Source organism: Polaromonas sp. SP1, assembly GCF_003711205.1.
GTDB lineage: Bacteria > Pseudomonadota > Gammaproteobacteria > Burkholderiales > Burkholderiaceae_C > Polaromonas.
This window is the reverse complement of the sequence record NZ_CP031013.1, coordinates 2,122,425-2,139,474: the sequence shown is the minus strand read 5'-3', so window position 1 is coordinate 2,139,474 and position 17,050 is coordinate 2,122,425. Positions and strand designations below refer to the sequence as shown.

Here is a 17,050-nt window from a genome sequence, read left to right as displayed (position 1 = left end):
AACCGTTAAAACAGCGACTTTCAGTCAAGCCGCCTTGAAAACAGGCCTGATTGCCTCTATGATTAGCACTCGATGGTATTGAGTGCTAACAACGCACCCCACCACCAAAGTTAACAGGCACCCACTTCTGTATGGGTGCTTTTTGATTCCCAAAACCATTGTTCTCAAACAAGGAGCTCTCATGAAACTTCGTCCTTTGCACGACCGCGTGATCGTCAAACGCGTGGAAAACGAAACCAAAACCGCTTCCGGCATCGTCATCCCTGACAGCGCCGCTGAAAAGCCTGACCAAGGCGAAGTGCTGGCCGTTGGCCCAGGCAAGAAGAACGACAAGGGCGAAGTCAGCCCCGTGGGCGTGAAAGTCGGCGACCGCGTGCTGTTCGGCAAATACAGCGGCCAGACCGTCAAGGTCGACGGCGACGAACTGCTCGTCATGAAAGAAGAAGACCTGTTTGCAGTGGTCGAGAAGTAATTCCCGTACCGCTATTAATTTGATAGCTGCTAGCGCATATCCCTATTGAGCTGGCAGGCGATTTCATCCATAAACTTTAAGGAATCTGCATCATGGCAGCAAAAGACGTAATTTTCGGCGGCGAAGCCCGCGCACGCATGGTCGAGGGTGTGAACATCCTGGCCAACGCCGTCAAGGTAACCCTGGGCCCCAAAGGCCGTAACGTGGTTCTGGAGCGCTCGTTCGGCGCCCCCACGGTGACCAAGGACGGTGTGTCCGTCGCCAAGGAAATCGAACTGAAGGACAAGCTGCAGAACATGGGCGCGCAGATGGTCAAGGAAGTCGCTTCCAAGACCTCCGACAACGCCGGTGACGGCACCACCACCGCCACCGTTCTGGCTCAAGCCATCGTCCGCGAAGGCATGAAGTACGTGGCCGCCGGCATGAACCCGATGGACCTCAAGCGCGGTATCGACAAGGCCGTGCTGGCCCTGACCGAAGAGCTGAAGAAGGCTTCCAAGCCCACCACGACCTCCAAAGAAATCGCCCAGGTCGGCTCCATCTCCGCCAACTCCGACGAATCCATCGGCAAGATCATTGCTGACGCCATGGACAAGGTCGGTAAAGAAGGCGTGATCACCGTGGAAGACGGCAAGTCCCTGCAAAACGAGCTCGACGTCGTCGAAGGCATGCAGTTCGACCGCGGCTACCTCTCCCCTTACTTCATCAACAACCCTGAAAAGCAGTCCGCACTGCTGGACAACCCCTTTGTTCTGCTCTACGACAAGAAGATCAGCAACATCCGTGACCTGCTGCCTACCCTGGAGCAAGTCGCCAAGGCCGGCCGTCCGCTGCTGATCATTGCCGAAGAAGTCGAGGGCGAAGCCCTGGCAACGCTGGTCGTGAACACCCTGCGCGGCATCCTGAAGGTTGTGGCCGTGAAGGCACCTGGCTTCGGCGACCGCCGCAAGGCCATGCTGGAAGACATCGCCACCCTGACCGGCGGCAAGGTCATCGCTGAAGAAGTCGGCATGTCGCTCGAAAAAGTGACGCTGGCTGACCTCGGCCAGGCCAAGCGCATCGAAGTGGGCAAGGAAAACACCATCATCATCGACGGCTCCGGCGCCGCTGCCGACATCGAAGCACGCGTCAAGCAAGTGCGCGTCCAGATCGAAGAAGCGACCAGCGACTACGACCGTGAAAAACTGCAAGAGCGCGTGGCCAAGCTGGCCGGCGGTGTTGCCGTGATCAAGGTCGGCGCTGCCACCGAAGTCGAAATGAAGGAAAAGAAGGCCCGCGTGGAAGACGCACTGCACGCCACCCGCGCTGCCGTGGAAGAAGGCATTGTGGCCGGCGGCGGCGTGGCCCTGCTGCGCGCCAAGCAAGCGGCTGGCAAGATCGCCGGTGACAATCCTGACCAGGACGCCGGCATCAAGCTGGTGCTGCGCGCCATCGAAGCCCCCCTGCGCGAAATCGTTTACAACGCAGGCGGCGAAGCCTCTGTGGTGGTGAACGCGGTTCTGGCCGGCAAGGGCAACTACGGCTTCAATGCCGCCAACGACACCTACGGCGACATGATCGAAATGGGTATCCTGGATCCTACGAAGGTCACCCGCACCGCACTGCAGAACGCAGCCTCCGTCGCATCCCTGATGCTGACGACCGAAGCCATGATTGCTGAAGCCCCCAAGGAAGAAGCAGCCGGCGGCGGCGGCATGCCAGGCGGCATGGGTGGTATGGGCGGCATGGGCGACATGGGCATGTAATCAGGCCTTTGGCGCGGCCCGGAACTCCGGGCTCCCAACAAAAAAACCCGCAGGGCGCAAGCCCTGCGGGTTTTTTCATGGGCGCCAGAAACCTGAAGCTCAGGCAGCGGCAGGCTCCTTGTCGTACTGGTTGCTGCCTTCGGCCGAGGGCTGCACAAACCAGTAGATCAGCACCAGAATGCCGATCACGGTCAGGGAGATCAGTTGCCACCAGCCGCTTTTGCCGATGTCGTGCAGGCGGCGGGAGCCTACAGCCAGCGCGGGCAGCAGCAAGGCCAGGCTGACCAGTGAGCTGACCATGTCGCCCAGGAAGGACGCCACGAGGGACACCAGGATCTGGAACAGAAAGAACCACCAGAACTCAGGGCGGGCGGCGCGGCCCGAAAAATCGACATATTTACCCAGGCAAACGGAAATGGCTTGGCCGAAATTCATGTTTTTACTCCTCCTCAGGATTCAGACGGGGCGGATTCCCCGCGCCATGATAATGCGCCGGCCCTGCCAAAGCTACCGGGGACTCCAAAAGCACGCAGCGCCCCAGCATGGCAAAAGCTAAAAGAATGCGTTACTGTGCGCCCGGGCCTTGCCTAAAAACCACACTGCGAAGCGATCAGCGCCTCAAGCCACCTCAGCACCGACGCTTGTCGCTAATATAAAGCCGCTATGACAACTTCAAAACAACACTGCGTTGCGGCGGTACTCATCACCCTGAGCACCCAGGCGCTTGCGCAACAGGCCGGCACCTGGGCTATCTCGGCCGGCGTCACGCGCATCGCGCCCTCGGTAGACAGCGGCAGCCTCTCGGCGCCCACGGGCGGTGGCGTGATCGCCGATGCGAAGGTCGACGTCGCCAGCGACACCCGGCTGACGGCCGCGGTGAGCTACATGGTCACCGACCATATCAATCTTCATTTGCCGCTGGGCCTGGGTTTCAAGCACGACGTTTACGGTGCGGGCGTTCTGGCCGGCGTGGGCAAGGTGGCGGACACCCGGGCCTTGCCGATCACACTGGTCGCCCAATACCGCTTCCTGGAGGCCAACGCGCGGTTTCGCCCTTATGTGGGTGCCGGCTTTACCTATGTGCGGTTCAACAAGGAACGCGGCAGCACCACGCTGACAGCGCTCACCAACCCCGGCGGGCCGCCTACCGGTGTTTCCTTCCAGTCCAAACTGGCACCCACATTGCAGGTAGGCGGCGTGCTGAACCTGAACGCGAAATGGTTTCTGGAAGGCAGCTATGCCAAGACATTTTTGAAAACCCGCGGCACGCTGAGCACCGGCCAGACGATTGATGTCGGGCTGGACCCCGACTGCTTCACCCTGCACCTGGGCTACAGGTTCTGACAAAGTGACCGCCGGAGCCTGCCGACGCGTCGCTACTTGCGAGCGACAGCCGAAGCCGGCACTAACTTCAGCGGCCCGTAAAAGGCCTGCAGCTGGCCTTCGTTCTTTTCACCTTCGGTAAACACCGCAAAGCTCAACAAGGCGCCCGGGTCTTCCCCAAAGGCCTGGCGGTAGTCGGCGCGGATGTCGCGCTCGTAGCTGCGCCATTCGTTGTAGCCATGGTCGCCCGAGTCGACGACGATCTTGCGGATGCGGTCGGTGCGGTCGTTGACGATGACCTCACCGGGCTGGTTGACGCGCGACCACGAATACACCAGCGTGGCAAACGGCATCTCTTCGCCGGTCAGCAGGCGGCTCAGCTCCGACAGCATGGCGTTTTTCATGGACAGTCGCGAGCGGTCCCCTTCAAACGCGAGCACTACCCGCACCGGCACATCGTCGAGTTGCGGCAGCGCAAGGTTGGCGCCGGCGCCGGCGTTGGGCACATTCCAGGAAAAGCGCACCAGGCCGAGCTGGTCGGGCTCGATGCGGTGGCGATGGCGCAGGATGCTGCCGGAGGCCTCGGCTTTTGCGAGCACCGCGTCGCGGCCTTCGTGGCGCACATAGCTGTAGCTGGCCGGCTGCTTGCCGGGCACGCGGAAGATTTCCCACTTGAGGTCGTCGGGCTTGAGTTCTTCGGCTTTGGGCGGCGCCGACATCTCGGCCCAGGCGGTGCCGGTCACCCCTTCGGCGCTCCCCAGGGTGCCGCCCTGGCTGACCGGTTCCTCGATGTCGTCGTCTTCATCAGCGGGCGGGCGCGTTGCACAGCCGCTGATCAGGGCGAAGGCAACAAGCGCCGCAGCGACGATTGAAAAACGGGGGAACACGCGGGGAAACGGAACGGGTGAAGCCATGATGCGAAGTCATCGAAGAATCGGCGAAGCTGCAAGTTGACCACGCAAGCGCGCGGCCCGCTATGGAAAAACGCACACTTTCGCGTGAATCAGCCGGCCATTTTGCGCAGCAGGCCAGCCGTCGAGCCGTCCAGGCCGCAGACGTCGCCACTCTTCAGGCGCGGCTCGATGTCTTTGGCCAGCACCTTGCCGAGCTCCACGCCCCACTGGTCAAAGCTGTTGATGCCCCAGATCGCGCCACTCACAAAGACGCGGTGCTCCTGCAGCGCAATCAACGCCCCCAGGCTGGCGGGGGTGAGCTGCTCAAGCAGCAAAAAGGTGCTAGGCCGGTTGCCGGAAAAATGTTTGTGGCCACCCACATCTTCCTTACCCTTCATCAACGCTTGCGCCTGCGCCAGCGCATTGGCCAGCAGCTTGTCGTGATGGCCGGCCAGGCTGTGCCCGGCTTTCTTGACGGCAACAAACTCCACTGGCACGACCGACGTACCCTGGTGCAGCATCTGGAAGTAGGCATGCTGGCCGTTGGTGCCGGGCTCGCCCCACAACACGGGCGAGGTGCCAAAGGGCAAAGGCCGGCCATCGGCGTCCACGCGCTTGCCGTTGCTTTCCATCTCAAGCTGCTGCAGGTAGGCCGGCAGGCGCCGCAGGGCGCTGCTGTAAGGCGCAATGCTGCGGCTGCCAAAGCCGTAAAAGTTGCGGTACCAGACATCCAGCAGGCCCAGCCGCACCGGCAAGTTGACGGCAAGTGGCGCGGTGCGGAAATGCTCGTCCATGGCGTGCGCGCCGGCCAGCAGTTCACGAAAGCCCCTGGCGCCTATGGCAATGGCCAACGGCAGGCCGATGGCCGACCAGAGCGAATAGCGCCCGCCCACCCAGTCCCAGAAACCGAATGTCGTCTTGATGCCGAATTCATTGGCGGCCGCCACGTTGGTGGTGAGCGCCGCGAAATGACGGCCCACATCCGTGCCGCCTTCGGCCTCAAACCAGCGGCGCGCCGAATGCGCATTGGTCATGGTCTCGGTGGTGGTGAAGGTTTTGGACGCGATCAGGAACAGCGTGCTGTGCGGCTTGAGCCCCTTGAGCACGCCGGCCAGCTCGCTGCCGTCGACGTTGGAGACAAAGTGAACGCGCTTGCCGGTGGTGGCAAATTCGTCGAGCGCCAGCACCGCCATCTGCGGGCCCAGGTCTGAGCCGCCTATGCCGATGTTGACGATGTCGGTGATGGCGGCGTCGGCGCGCACCTGCCCGGCGTAGGCCAGCATGGCGTCCAGGGTTTCATGCACCTGGGAAAGTTTGCTTGCTATGGTTTCAGGAGCGCCATCCCCAGTCGCCGCCTTGGCTGCAGCCGGATTTCGCAATAAAACATGCAGCACGGCGCGCTGCTCGGTGTTGTTGATCAACTCGCCGGAAAACATCGCGTCGCGGTGCTGCTCAAGCTGGCATTGCACGGCCAGGTCCAGCAGCAGCGCCTGGCTGGTGGTGTCGACCAGGTTTTTAGACAGGTCGGCAAAGACGTGGGGCGCGTCCTGGCTGAAGCGGGCAAAGCGGTCTGGATCTGCGGCAAAGGCTTCGCGCAGGTCGAAGGTTTTGCCATGGGCATTGAAGCAGCTTTGCAGCGCCGCCCAGGCCGGGGTTTCGTCGCAGCGGAGTCTGGCCATGAGACTCAGACCGCCAGCATCAGCTGTTCAAGCTTCACCGCATCGGCCGCGAAAGCGCGAATGCCTTCGGCCAGCTTTTCGGTCGCCATGGCGTCTTCATTCAGCGCATAACGGAAGCCCGCTTCGTCGAAGTTCACGGCTGGCAAATCCAGCGCGGCGGCAGCCTTGGCGTCGAGCGCACGTGAGAGCGGCGCATCGGACGCCGCCAGCTGCGCCAGCAGCTCGGGGCTGATGGTCAGCAGGTCGCAGCCGGCCAGCGCGGTGATCTGGCCGACGTTGCGAAAACTCGCGCCCATCACCTCGGTGGCGATGCCGAAGTGTTTGTAGTGGTTGTAGATCTCGCGCACCGACTTCACGCCGGGGTCATTGGCGCCGGCCATGGCGGCCTCATCCCAGGCGGCGCCGGCGGATTTTTTGTACCAGTCGTAGATGCGGCCCACAAAGGGCGAAATCAGCTGCACCTTGGCCTGGCCACACGCCACTGCCTGGGCAAACGAGAACAGCAGCGTGAGGTTGGTGTGGATGCCGCGCTGCTCAAGCTTTTCGGCTGCCTGGATGCCTTCCCAGGTGGCGGCGACCTTGATCAGCACGCGGTCGATGTGGATGCCTTCGGCCTGGTAGAGCTCGACGATGCGTTCGCCGCGCGTGTAGGTGGCGTTGGCGTCAAAACTCAGTCGGGCGTCGACTTCAGTCGAAACGCGGCCCGGGATGATGGAGAGGATTTCGCAGCCGAAGCGCACCAGCAGGCGGTCCATGATCTCGTCGAGCTGGCGGCCCTTGAAGCGGCCTACCGTGTCTTTCAGCAGAGGCTGGTAGTCGGGCTTTTGCACCGCCTTGAGGATCAGCGACGGGTTGGTGGTGGCGTCCTGCGGCTTGAACTGCCCCAGTTGCTTGAAGTCGCCGGTGTCGGCAACCACGGTGGTGAACTGTTTCAGGGCGTCGAGTTGGGTCATGTCAGATGCGAAGAACGCGAAAGTTGTCCGGATGAAACACCTTGGAGGCCCCTGGATGCCGCATCTCACGGGCCCGGGGCCGAGTTACCATTATGCCAATAGAATATGAAACTTAATTACCAAGACACTTTTTTACCATGAGTTTTGACCTCATCCTGTTTGGCGGCACCGGCGACCTGGCGTGGCGCAAGATCATGCCGGCGCTGTTCCAGGCGTTCCGCCACGGCTCACTGCCCGAGGGCGGGCGCATTGTGGGCGTGGCGCGCGACGACCTCTCCGACGACCAGTACCGCGCGCTCATCAAGTCACGGTTTGACAACGTGGAGCTGGCCAAGCGTCCGAGCGAGGAAGAGTTCTCGCGCTTCGCGGCGATGCTGGGTTATTTGCGCATGGATTTGTCCAACCCGGCCGACTATGCGGCGCTGGCGGCCAAGCTGCAGCAGCGGCCCGCTGATGTGGTGGTGATGTATGTGGCGACGGCGCCCAGCCTGTTCACCGTCGTGTGCGAGCAGATCGCCGCCGCCGGCCTGAACGGCCCGCAAACCCGCGTGGTGCTTGAAAAACCGCTGGGCCACGACCTGGCCTCCAACCGCGCGATCAACAAGACGGTGCGCAGCGTGCTCAGCGAGCAGCAGATCTTTCGCATCGACCACTACCTGGGCAAGCCCTCGGTGCAAAACCTGTTTGCGCTGCGCTTTGGCAACTCGCTGTTTGAGCCGCTGTGGCGCCGCGAGACGATTGCCAACATCCAGATCACGATTGCCGAAGACCTGGGCGTGGAAAAGCGCGGTGCGTTTTACGACAGCACCGGCGCGCTGCGCGACATGGTGCAAAACCACGCACTGCAGCTGCTGTGCGCCATCGGCATGGAGCCGCCCATCAACTCACACGCCGACGCCATCCGCGACGAAAAACTCAAGGTGCTGCGCTCGCTGAAAGCCTGGACGCCCGAGACGCTGAGCCAGCACGTGGTGCGCGGCCAGTACGCGGCCGGCAACATCGACGGCGAGGCCGTGCCCGGCTACCGCGACGAAAAAGGTGTGAACCCCGACAGCACCACCGAAACCTTTGTCGCGCTGCGCACCGAAATCGCCAACTGGCGCTGGGCCGGCGTGCCGTTTTACATACGCACCGGCAAGCGCCTGGCCGGCCGCGACGCGCACATCGAAGTCAACTTCCGGCCCGCGCCGCATGCGATTTTTAAAACCGGGCTCAGCGGTTCCAACGTGGCCAACCGGCTGGTCATCAACCTGCAGCCCAAGGACGGCCTGGAGTTGCACCTGCTGGCGCAGGGCGCCGACCAGCGCACGGGCGGGCGCGGCACGCCTTCGCTGGCGCCGGTGCAGCTGGACCTGGACTTCGACAAACGCTTCGGCTCCGAACGCGTGGGCGCTTATGAACGGCTGCTGCTGGACGTGATCGACGGGCGGCTGAATCTTTTTGTGCGCAGCGACGAGCAGGAAGAAGCCTGGCGCTGGGTCGAGCCCATCCTGGACAGCTGGAGCAGCCAGGCCAGCGCGCCGCGGCCTTATGCGGCCGGCACGTGGGGGCCGAGCGCGGCCAGCGCGATGATCGCAAGAGACGGCTACTGCTGGAGTGAGGAATGCTAGCCCCCACACCTTTCCCAAGTTGCCGGTCTTTCAGATACCAGTCCGAGCCGCGGAACCGGCTTTGCCGGGCCGCAGGCGGGGCGGCCCCCTCGGGGGGCAGGGAGTTACACGTAGTGAACGACCGTGGGGGCCACTTCCATGCTTGATCGAATTAAAGCCTCGTTACCTTCGCTGGCGCCAGCAGAGCAACGCGTCGGCCGCCTGGTCCTGTCCGATCCCCGTGCATTTGCCAACTTGCCGATCACCGAGCTGGCGAGCCGGTCGCATGTGAGCAAACCGACCGTGGTGCGGTTTTGCCGCAGCATGGGTTATGACGGCCTGTCCGATTTCAAGCTCAAGCTGGCGGGCAGCGTGAGTGAGGGCGTGCCCTTTATCCACCGCAGCGTGGACGCCGACGACAAGACCGGCGACGTGATGGTCAAGGTGATCGACAACACCGTGGCGGCGTTTTTGAAGTACCGAAACGACGCGAGTTCGGTCGCTATTGAGCGGGCTGCCGACGCGCTGCTGAACACCTACAACACCGGCAAACGCATTGAGTTTTTCGGCGTGGGCAACTCGGGCATCGTGGCGCAGGACGCGCAGCACAAGTTCTTCCGGCTGGGCATTACCAGCATTGCCTACAGCGACGGCCACATGCAGGTGATGAGTGCGTCCTTGCTGGGCCCAGGCGACTGCGTGGTGGTGATTTCCAACTCGGGCCGCACACGCGATTTGATGGACGCCTGCGACATTGCCCGCAAGAACGGCGCGACCACCATCGTGATCACGGTCACCGGCTCGCCGCTGGCCGCGGCCGGCAACATCCACCTGGCGGCCGACCACCCCGAAGGTTATGACCGCTACAGCCCCATGGTGTCGCGCCTCATGCATTTGATGATCATCGACATCCTGGCCACCTGCGTGGCGCTGCGCATCGGCGTCAAGCTGCAGCCGCTGCTCAAGGAAATGAAAAACAACCTGCGCAACAAACGTTATGCCTGAGACGGTGGCGCCTCAGCTTCAATCGTCAGGTTTTTAAGCAAAATCGGGCTCCAGCCCAATCACCGCCTTGGTGATACGCTATTAAATCAATAGCAGATAGCTTATGCGGCCAGCGGCAGCGAGCGCTCCACAATCCCCGCAAACAACGCAGAGCCGAGCGGCAAAACGCTGTCATTGAAGTCATAGCAGCTGTTGTGCAGGAAGCGGCTGCCCACGCCGCCGACCGTGCCGCCCTTGCCGTCGGGCAATTGTTCGCCCTGGCCCAGGCGCAGGTAGGCGCCGGGTTTGACCCTGAGCATGAAGGAAAAATCTTCCGAGCCCATGCTGGGTTCGAGGTTGCGCACCACGTTTTCCGCGCCCACAAGCTGGTCGGCCACGGCGGTGGCCAGCGTGTATTCGGCCGGTGAATTGATGGTGGCGGGGTAAATGCGTTCATACTTCACAGTCGCAGTGGCGCCGAAGCCCTGAGCCACCGCCGCGCACAACTCCTTGAGGCGCCGCTCGACAAGGTCTTGCACATCGGGCCTGAAGGTGCGCACCGTACCCACCAGCGTGGCGGTTTCGGGCACCACGCTCATGGCGCCGAGCTCACCCGCGCGTACGGCGCAGATGCTGATCACCGCGTTGTCCATGGCCTTCACGTTGCGCGACACAATGCTTTGCACGGCGGTAATGATGTGAGCGGCCACCAGCACCGGGTCCACCGTCAGGTAAGCATGCGCGCCGTGGCCGCCCTTGCCGGTCACTTCAATGGTGATGCGGTCGGCCGCGGCCATCATGGGCCCGGGATTGATGCCGATGGTGCCGGGCCGCATCGCGGGCCAGTTGTGCATGGCGTAAATGGCCTGCACCGGAAAGCGCTCGAACAGCCCGTCCTTGATCATCGCGTCGGCCCCGCCGCGGCCTTCTTCTGCGGGCTGGAAGACCAGCACCGCGTCGCCGGCAAAGTTGCGCGTCTCGGCCAGGTAACGTGCGGCGCCCACCAGCATGGTGGTGTGGCCGTCGTGGCCGCAGCCGTGCATCAGCCCGGTCTTGGACGACTTCCAGCCGAACTCGTTGTGCTCCGTCATGGGCAATGCATCCATGTCGGCCCGCAGGCCCACCATGGGCCTGACGCCGCTCGTACCGACGGGTTTGCCGGGCTGCTGGCCTTTGATGACGGCCACCACGCCGGTCTTGCCCACACCGGTGTGCACTTCATCGACACCGCACAGCTTGAGCGCATGCACCACGCGGCTGGAGGTGTAGACCTCTTCAAAGCCGAGCTCAGGGTGCGCGTGCAGGTCGCGCCGGAAGGCTGTCAGTTCGGGGTGGTATTGCGCGATCTGTGCGAAAGCACGGCCGCTGGCGCGCAGCGGGGCCGGGTGGCCCTGGCTTGCGGCGTCTGCTGCTGCTGCCGCGGTTTCGTTGGACGGATGGCCTGGAAGGCTCGAAAGGCTTGGGGTGGTGGCCGCAGCACGCATGTCAATGAAATCCTGGGTTCGACTGATTGAAATACTAGTCTTGAAGGAATGGCGGTGCAAATTCAGGGACTTGCGAATCCAACCCCGACATAGCCGACACGGCGGTCATTGACGGCGCGGCTGAAGTCGCCAGCACATCGCGCGGCTTTTTCACCAGGCTGAGGGGGCCGTACCAGGCCTTGGCTTGCTGCCGCGTGTTGTCGGAGTCGGTCATGATGGCAATGCCGACGAGCGCACCGGGCGCTTCGCCAAATGCTTTTTCATAGTCGGCACGAACATCACGTTCGTAGTCGAGCCAGCGGCCCAGCCGGGCGGGGCCGGACTCAATGACGACCTTGCGAATGCGGTCGGTGCGTGTGTTGATGATCACGCTTTCAGGCGCGCTGTGCGAGCCCCACACATACATGAGGGTGGCATACGGCAAAGGCTCCCCCGTCAACGCCAGTGCCAGCTCGGACAGCATGGCGTTCTTTGCGGAAAATTTGGTGCGATCGCCGTCAAAGGCGAGCACCACGCGCACCGGTGAGTCGTCGCTGTCGCGCTGGGTCATGTCGGCGCCGGGGATCATCTTGGGCACCTTCCAGGAGAAGCTGAGCTGGCCCAGGTTCGCCGGCTCCACGCGAAGGTTCTGCCGCAACATGCTGGCGGAACTGTCGGACTCGCTCAGAACGGCATCGCGCCCGTCAAGCCGCACGGCGCGATAGTGCGTCGATTTTTTTCCGGGAAATGCGCAGTGCAGCCACTTCACCATCGCTGCGTTTTTATTTCGATCTGGATTCAGGTCCGAGTTCGGGTTTAAATTTTCCGGCGACGCCGAAGTCCAGTGCACATCCAGGTTGTCAGTGGGTGCGGAAGTCTCTATGCCCGCACAGGCCGTAAGCACGGTCACGCAAGCGACAAGCGCTAACGGGCGGAGTAAACGCACAGAAAAATGAGATGGAGACAGCGTCATGAAAAAAACAGCCAAAGCCCGGTGGGAAACATTACTTGAGTGCGCCCTGCAGGCAGAAGGACAAATCAGGGATGCCATATCCCTAACGCAGCGCACACAGGAAAGGTTTCAGAAATCCGGTGAATTTCACACGTATTCAAGTCATAAAAAAAGCCGCCTCGGGTTACCCCGGGGCGGCTTTTGATTCTTCATAAGAAACTGGCGTTAAGCCAGCTTCAAATTAGAACGTGTGGCGCAGGCCAACAGCGAAGGTCGTGGTGCGACCAATGTTGGAGCCAGCAGGAGCTGCAGCCACAACCTTGTCGAAGCCCTTGGTGCTCAGCACGCCGGTGTACAGCGTGGAGCGCTTGCTCAGGGAGTACAGAGCCTGGATACCGTAGCCGGTAGCCTTGCCCAGATCGTCACCCTTGGATTGTGCGTAACCTGCGCTCAGGGTGGTAGCACCGAGAGGAATAGCAGCGGTCAAGCTCCATTCTTTCTGAGCTGCCAAGGAACCCGTGCCGCCACCGATCAGGGTCACAGCGTCTTTGTACTTGGCACGGTTGAAACCAGCACCAACCTTAACCACGCCGAAGTCGTACGTAGCGCCGATCAGCGAGTTTTCCAGAGCTGGCTTGCCAGTAGCGGTCACAGTGTTGACAGCTGCTTCAGACTGGTAGCCGCCCAGGACAACCAGAGGACCATTTGCGTACTGCAGGTTTGCAGAAACGGTCTTGCTGGCGTTGTTGGCCGTGGTCTTGTCTTCGCCGAACGAGTACATGAACGAACCGGTGAAGCCACCGAAGTTAGGGGTGTTGTACTTCACGCTGTTGTTGAAACGCGTGTTGTAACCAACCCAGCTACGGCCTTCACGTTGCAGCAGGGTCAGGCCTGCAGCAGCGGTTGGCAGAATCGCGCCGGAAGCTTGCTGAACGAACTGGCCAGTGGAGGCAGCTGCGCCGTTGTTCACGTTGGATGGGTCGAAAAGCGTACCAGCCATCGTGCTGTGGCTGTTGGCCACGTCGTCGTAGGAGCTGGAGTTGCGACCGATGGTCAAGGTGCCCCAACCGCTGGAGAAACCGACGTTGGCGCGACGGCCAAACAGCAGGCCGCCTTGAGCGGAAGAACCTGCGTCGAGGTTGATACCGCTTTCGAGGTTACCGATAACAGCCAGGCCGCCACCGAGGTCTTCGCTGAAGCGAATGCCCCAACGCGAACCGTTCAGGCCGCCGGAGTCAATTTTGGTCTGGGTAACGCTCTGGATCGTACCGGCTTGTGCACCAGCACCTGCCACGTTGGTTTTGAAGCTACCGAAGTTAGCGTCGAGCAAGCCGTAGATGGTCACGGTCGACTGAGCTTGTGCTGCACCAGCCATCGCGCCGAGTGCGGCCAAAGCGATAAGGGTCTTTTTCATTGAGAGTTTCTCCAAGGTTAAACATAGGGCTCCGGCACGGGGGCTACTTCGGACTTGCGTCTTCGTGGCTCCACCAGAGACCCGGGCCAACCCCCTTTCGGGAAGTTGGGTCTATTGCACCAGACTGGGCTTCAATTCGCAAAGGAATGCCCGAAAAAACAGCCAACCCGTTGTAGTCAAACCACAAAACAGGCGATGCACGTGGAAAAGAAACAACGCCCGCAAAAACAAGGAGCTCCCGCTTGCTGAAATCCGGCTTTGTGGGCCCGATTTCAGCCGATTCCATAAAAAAAAGCCGCTTCGTGAAGCGGCTTTTTTCGAACCCGCACAAGGCGGGTTTAACAGCGGTTCAGATCAACCCCGGATTAGAACGTGTGGCGAATGCCAACGCCGTAGGTGCTGGTCTTGCGCTCGGTAGCGCCGCCGGTTTCCTTGGCCGTTTGAATGCCAGCGTACAGGTTCGAACGCTTGGACAGCGCATAGAGGGCTGCCACACCGTAGCCGGTGCGCTTCAGGTCAGGAGCGCCGGCCAGCAGCGTGCTCTTGGAGCGGGCATAGCCGCCGGACAGCGTCAGAGCGCTGGAGACAGGGAAGTCCAGACCGATCTGGTATTCCTTGCTCTTGTCTGCTGCCACGCCGGTGATAGGGGTGGTGCCGTTCTTCACGTTACCGTAAGCGCCGAGCAGCTTGACCACGCCGAAGTCATAGGAGCCGTTCAGCTGCGTGTACTTGATCGCAGTGGCGTTGCCATTGGCTTTTTCGCTCTGGTAAGCCAAGGAAGCACCGATGGGGCCGTTGGCGTAGGCAACGTTGAAACCAACGATTTTGCCGGCGCTGACAGCGGCGGTCTTGTTTTCACCGAAGCTGTACATGGCAGCAGCGCTGAAACCACCGACGTTAGGGGTCTCGTAGTACACCGAGTTGCCTGGACGGTCCTGGTAGCTGTTGCTGGCCCACACGCTGGTGGAAGGTGCAAACAGGAGCGAGTCGAAGTTGGCGGAACCGGAGCCCTTGACCATGTCGTAAGGGGTCCACATTTTGCCGAGCTTCAGCTCACCAAAGCCGCCGGAAAAGCCAACCCAGGCCTGACGGCCGAAGACAGCGGTGGACGTCGCATTCGTGAAGGGGTTGGTGTAGTTGTTGGCAGCGCCGGTGCTGGGGTCAAAGCCGGCTTCCAGCAGGAAGTTGGCTTTCAGGCCGCCACCGAGGTCTTCCGAACCCTTCAGGCCGAAACGGCTGGTCTGCAGGCCGCCGCCGCTAGCGGAGAAAGGGTGGGGAACGTTCACGCCGGTCTGGCTGATGTTGTTGTCCTTCACGTTACCGATCCAGGCGTCGACAAGGCCGTAGATGGTGACGGTGGACTGCGCAGAAGCCACGCCGGAAACGGCCAGCACTGCCAGGGCAACTAGGCTTTTCTTCATCATTAAAAATCTCCAAAAAGGTGGGAAAACAAGTTATGGAACTCTTTTTTAAGGGCCCTCTGGTTTGGCCCTTGGGGGCGATTTAACCAAGCCGTCACAAATCACAGGACGCCCTTATCGCTCCATTAGCAACTTTCATACCCAAGTGTTGGCGACTAACGACAGCCCCTCCTGTCCAACCTTCGCGCGACCGTGATTTCGTGTGCTTGAGGCCTTTGTTCGGGCGAATGTCTTTTTTTGGTGCATGCGGACCACACCCAAATGGCGCGTTTTGGACGTAGATGCATCGTCTTGGTGAAAACGATCCCCGCAATAACTCATGTTTTTCATCCATCGCCCTGAGTGCGGCAACAAAAAACCGCCGACTGCGTGCATCCGCCGGCGAATCTGCGGCTTGGCGCCGGCGGGATGTGGCTCGCTTACCACGCAGGGTGAAAAATAGAGATGAAGCCCTAGGCAAGGTTTGCCCGCCACCAAACTGCATTCAAACCGCTCTTCGCCGAGGCAGCCACGCCATCGCACCAGAGGGAGCGCCAGGCAAATGCGGGGCTTTCACGGTGATTTTCAGTGCGCTGCGCCACGGGCAAAAACCTCGGGTTTTCCCCTGTCGCAAAAGTGATACCCCCGGTAGTGGCACTCTTTACGGGTCACAGCATCACCATTAATCTTCCCTTCACAGAGATGGCCTGCAGGGTAAAGACAGGCGTCAAGATTCCTGTTTATAGCGTTTCGTTTATTAATTAAAACTCCTGGAGACTCCATGAAAAAACTGACCCTCGTTGCAACTGCGATCATGGGACTTTTGTCCGCCTCGGCCGCCATGGCGCAAAGCACCGTGACCGTCTACGGCGTTCTTGACGGCGGCTACAACCGTGTGACCGGCCTGAAGCAAGGCACCGTCAACCAGCTCGCCAGCGGCATCATCGAAGGCTCCAGGTTCGGTCTTCGCGGCACGGAAGACATCGGCGGCGGCTACAAGGCCATCTTCACCCTTGAAAACCGCTTCGAACTCGACACCGGCTCCGTCACCAACCGCGCTCCTTCGGGCGGCCAGTTGCCTGACCGCCTGGCGCAAGCCAACCTGTTGCTGCCCACCGTGAACGGCGTGCCTTTCGCGTTGCTGCCCGCGCTTACCCGCGGCACCCTGCAAACCGCGCTGAACGTTGCAGCCTACGGCAATGCAGCAGGCACCCCCAGCACCGCTGCGGGCCTGGGCTCCAGCATCGGCGTGAACACCGCCGGCAACCTGTTTGACCGCCAGGCTTTCGCCGGCCTGATCACGCCGTTCGGTGCTTTCACACTGGGCCGCCAGTACACGCCGGCCTACATCATTGGCGCTTCGTTCGACGCTTCGCAGACCGAGTCCAGCCTCGCGGCCGGCCAGGTGGCCAGCTTCCCGCCAGCGTTTGACATTCGCCTGAGCAATACCATCCAGTACGGTATCAAGCTGGAAGGCCTGACCGCCGCCCTGATGTACGGCGCGGGTGAAGTCGCAGGCGCCGGCAATTCGGCAGGCCGTTTTTACGGCGCGATGGCCATGTACAAGGCCGACGGCTGGGGCGTTGGTATTGGCCATAATGCACGCAACAACGAACTGGGCCAGAAATCCCTGACCAACAACGTGATTGGCGCTTCTGTGGACATCGGCCCTGGCGCTCTGTATGGCCAGTTTGCCACCGTGAAAGATGAAAACCCCACCGGTTTGTCCGGCGTTTCCGCTGCCCTGATCGCGGCCAACGCGGCCCTCGCACCAGTTGCCCCGACGATCCAGGCTGGCCTGATCAACGGCCTGAAGCAGGATGCCAACCTGATGCACGTCGGTTATCGCCTGAACAGCGGTGTCCACACCGTGGTGGTGGCATACAGCCGCTACGACGACAAGAAAGCTGCCAACAACGATACGTCGTCCTACGGCGTTCGTTACAGCTACGCCTTGTCCAAGCGCACCAGCCTGAATGCTGTGCTGACCCGCTTCAGCAACAAGAACCAGGCCCAGGCTGCTCCTGGCGGCAATGGCTTCCTCGGTGGCGTGACCTCTGACGCCGGCGTCGGTTCCACCAACCTGGCACTGGGCATTCGCCACACGTTCTGATGACAACTGGCCCCGGATTCATTCCGGGCCTTCCGTCAAAAGCCTCCTTACGGGGGCTTTTTTCATGGGC

Annotated in this window: 15 protein-coding genes; 7 read left to right on the top strand and 8 right to left on the bottom strand. The window is 61.4% G+C overall.

Annotated elements, in window-relative coordinates; translation table 11 throughout:
* Positions 1–181: 181 nt before the first annotated feature.
* The gene (locus tag DT070_RS10125) at positions 182–472 is read left to right on the top strand and encodes a co-chaperone GroES (protein WP_122955281.1); all 291 of its coding nucleotides are present in this window, start codon (positions 182–184) and stop codon (positions 470–472) included.
* A 92-nt stretch (positions 473–564) separates the two neighbouring features.
* On the top strand, positions 565–2,217 hold the full coding sequence (gene groL, locus DT070_RS10120) for a chaperonin GroEL (protein ID WP_122955280.1): 1,653 nt from the start codon (positions 565–567) through the stop codon (positions 2,215–2,217).
* Between the two features lie 99 nt (positions 2,218–2,316).
* Here the strand turns inward: groL and DT070_RS10115 are convergent, their stop codons facing one another.
* Positions 2,317–2,652 (bottom strand): DUF805 domain-containing protein, encoded by a 336-nt coding sequence (locus tag DT070_RS10115; RefSeq protein ID WP_122955279.1) that lies wholly within the window; start codon positions 2,650–2,652, stop codon positions 2,317–2,319.
* Between the two features lie 228 nt (positions 2,653–2,880).
* On the opposite strand from DT070_RS10115, the gene DT070_RS10110 reads away from it, so the two are divergent.
* Positions 2,881–3,561, top strand: a complete 681-nt coding sequence (locus DT070_RS10110) for an OmpW family protein (protein WP_122955278.1) — start codon at positions 2,881–2,883, stop codon at positions 3,559–3,561.
* Between the two features lie 32 nt (positions 3,562–3,593).
* Here the strand turns inward: DT070_RS10110 and DT070_RS10105 are convergent, their stop codons facing one another.
* The 3 genes from DT070_RS10105 to tal all read right to left on the bottom strand — a co-directional run bounded on the left by DT070_RS10105 (position 3,594) and on the right by tal (position 7,065).
* A complete protein-coding gene (locus tag DT070_RS10105) occupies positions 3,594–4,454 on the bottom strand; it encodes a DUF3047 domain-containing protein (protein WP_122955277.1) in 861 nt (286 codons plus the stop codon).
* 89 nt (positions 4,455–4,543) lie between these two features.
* Positions 4,544–6,112 carry a glucose-6-phosphate isomerase gene (gene pgi / locus DT070_RS10100; RefSeq protein ID WP_122955276.1) on the bottom strand — a complete coding sequence of 523 codons (1,569 nt, stop codon included), beginning with the start codon at positions 6,110–6,112 and terminating at the stop codon, positions 4,544–4,546.
* Positions 6,113–6,117: 5 nt separating this feature from the next.
* Complete coding sequence (gene tal, locus DT070_RS10095) at positions 6,118–7,065, bottom strand: transaldolase (protein WP_122955275.1); 948 nt, start codon at positions 7,063–7,065, stop codon at positions 6,118–6,120.
* A gap of 137 nt (positions 7,066–7,202) precedes the next feature.
* Here tal and zwf point away from each other — a divergent pair, with 137 nt between their 5' ends.
* A complete protein-coding gene (gene zwf / locus DT070_RS10090; RefSeq protein WP_122955274.1) occupies positions 7,203–8,675 on the top strand; it encodes a glucose-6-phosphate dehydrogenase in 1,473 nt (490 codons plus the stop codon).
* A gap of 138 nt (positions 8,676–8,813) precedes the next feature.
* On the top strand, positions 8,814–9,659 hold the full coding sequence (locus tag DT070_RS10085; RefSeq protein WP_122957348.1) for a MurR/RpiR family transcriptional regulator: 846 nt from the start codon (positions 8,814–8,816) through the stop codon (positions 9,657–9,659).
* A gap of 101 nt (positions 9,660–9,760) precedes the next feature.
* Here DT070_RS10085 and DT070_RS10080 read toward each other — a convergent pair whose 3' ends face one another.
* Both DT070_RS10080 and DT070_RS10075 read right to left on the bottom strand, forming a co-directional pair.
* A complete protein-coding gene (locus tag DT070_RS10080) occupies positions 9,761–11,122 on the bottom strand; it encodes a M20 aminoacylase family protein (RefSeq protein WP_228778527.1) in 1,362 nt (453 codons plus the stop codon).
* Positions 11,123–11,156: 34 nt separating this feature from the next.
* Entirely contained in the window at positions 11,157–12,074 is a 918-nt protein-coding gene (locus tag DT070_RS10075) for a DUF3047 domain-containing protein (protein WP_122957346.1), read from the bottom strand.
* Between DT070_RS10075 and DT070_RS21305 the strand changes: the two genes are divergently transcribed.
* Complete coding sequence (locus tag DT070_RS21305; protein WP_153976400.1) at positions 12,073–12,258, top strand: hypothetical protein; 186 nt, start codon at positions 12,073–12,075, stop codon at positions 12,256–12,258. The genes DT070_RS10075 and DT070_RS21305 overlap by 2 nt on opposite strands.
* Positions 12,259–12,294: 36 nt before the next feature.
* On the opposite strand, the gene DT070_RS10070 is transcribed toward DT070_RS21305, so the two are convergent.
* Together DT070_RS10070 and DT070_RS10065 are read right to left on the bottom strand one after the other, a co-directional pair.
* Positions 12,295–13,467: a porin gene (locus DT070_RS10070; protein WP_122955273.1), complete on the bottom strand. Its 1,173-nt coding sequence runs from the start codon at positions 13,465–13,467 to the stop codon at positions 12,295–12,297.
* A gap of 365 nt (positions 13,468–13,832) precedes the next feature.
* A complete protein-coding gene (locus DT070_RS10065; protein ID WP_240642561.1) occupies positions 13,833–14,888 on the bottom strand; it encodes a porin in 1,056 nt (351 codons plus the stop codon).
* A gap of 760 nt (positions 14,889–15,648) precedes the next feature.
* On the opposite strand from DT070_RS10065, the gene DT070_RS10060 reads away from it, so the two are divergent.
* Complete coding sequence (locus tag DT070_RS10060; RefSeq protein ID WP_122955271.1) at positions 15,649–16,980, top strand: porin; 1,332 nt, start codon at positions 15,649–15,651, stop codon at positions 16,978–16,980.
* Positions 16,981–17,050 lie beyond the last annotated feature (70 nt).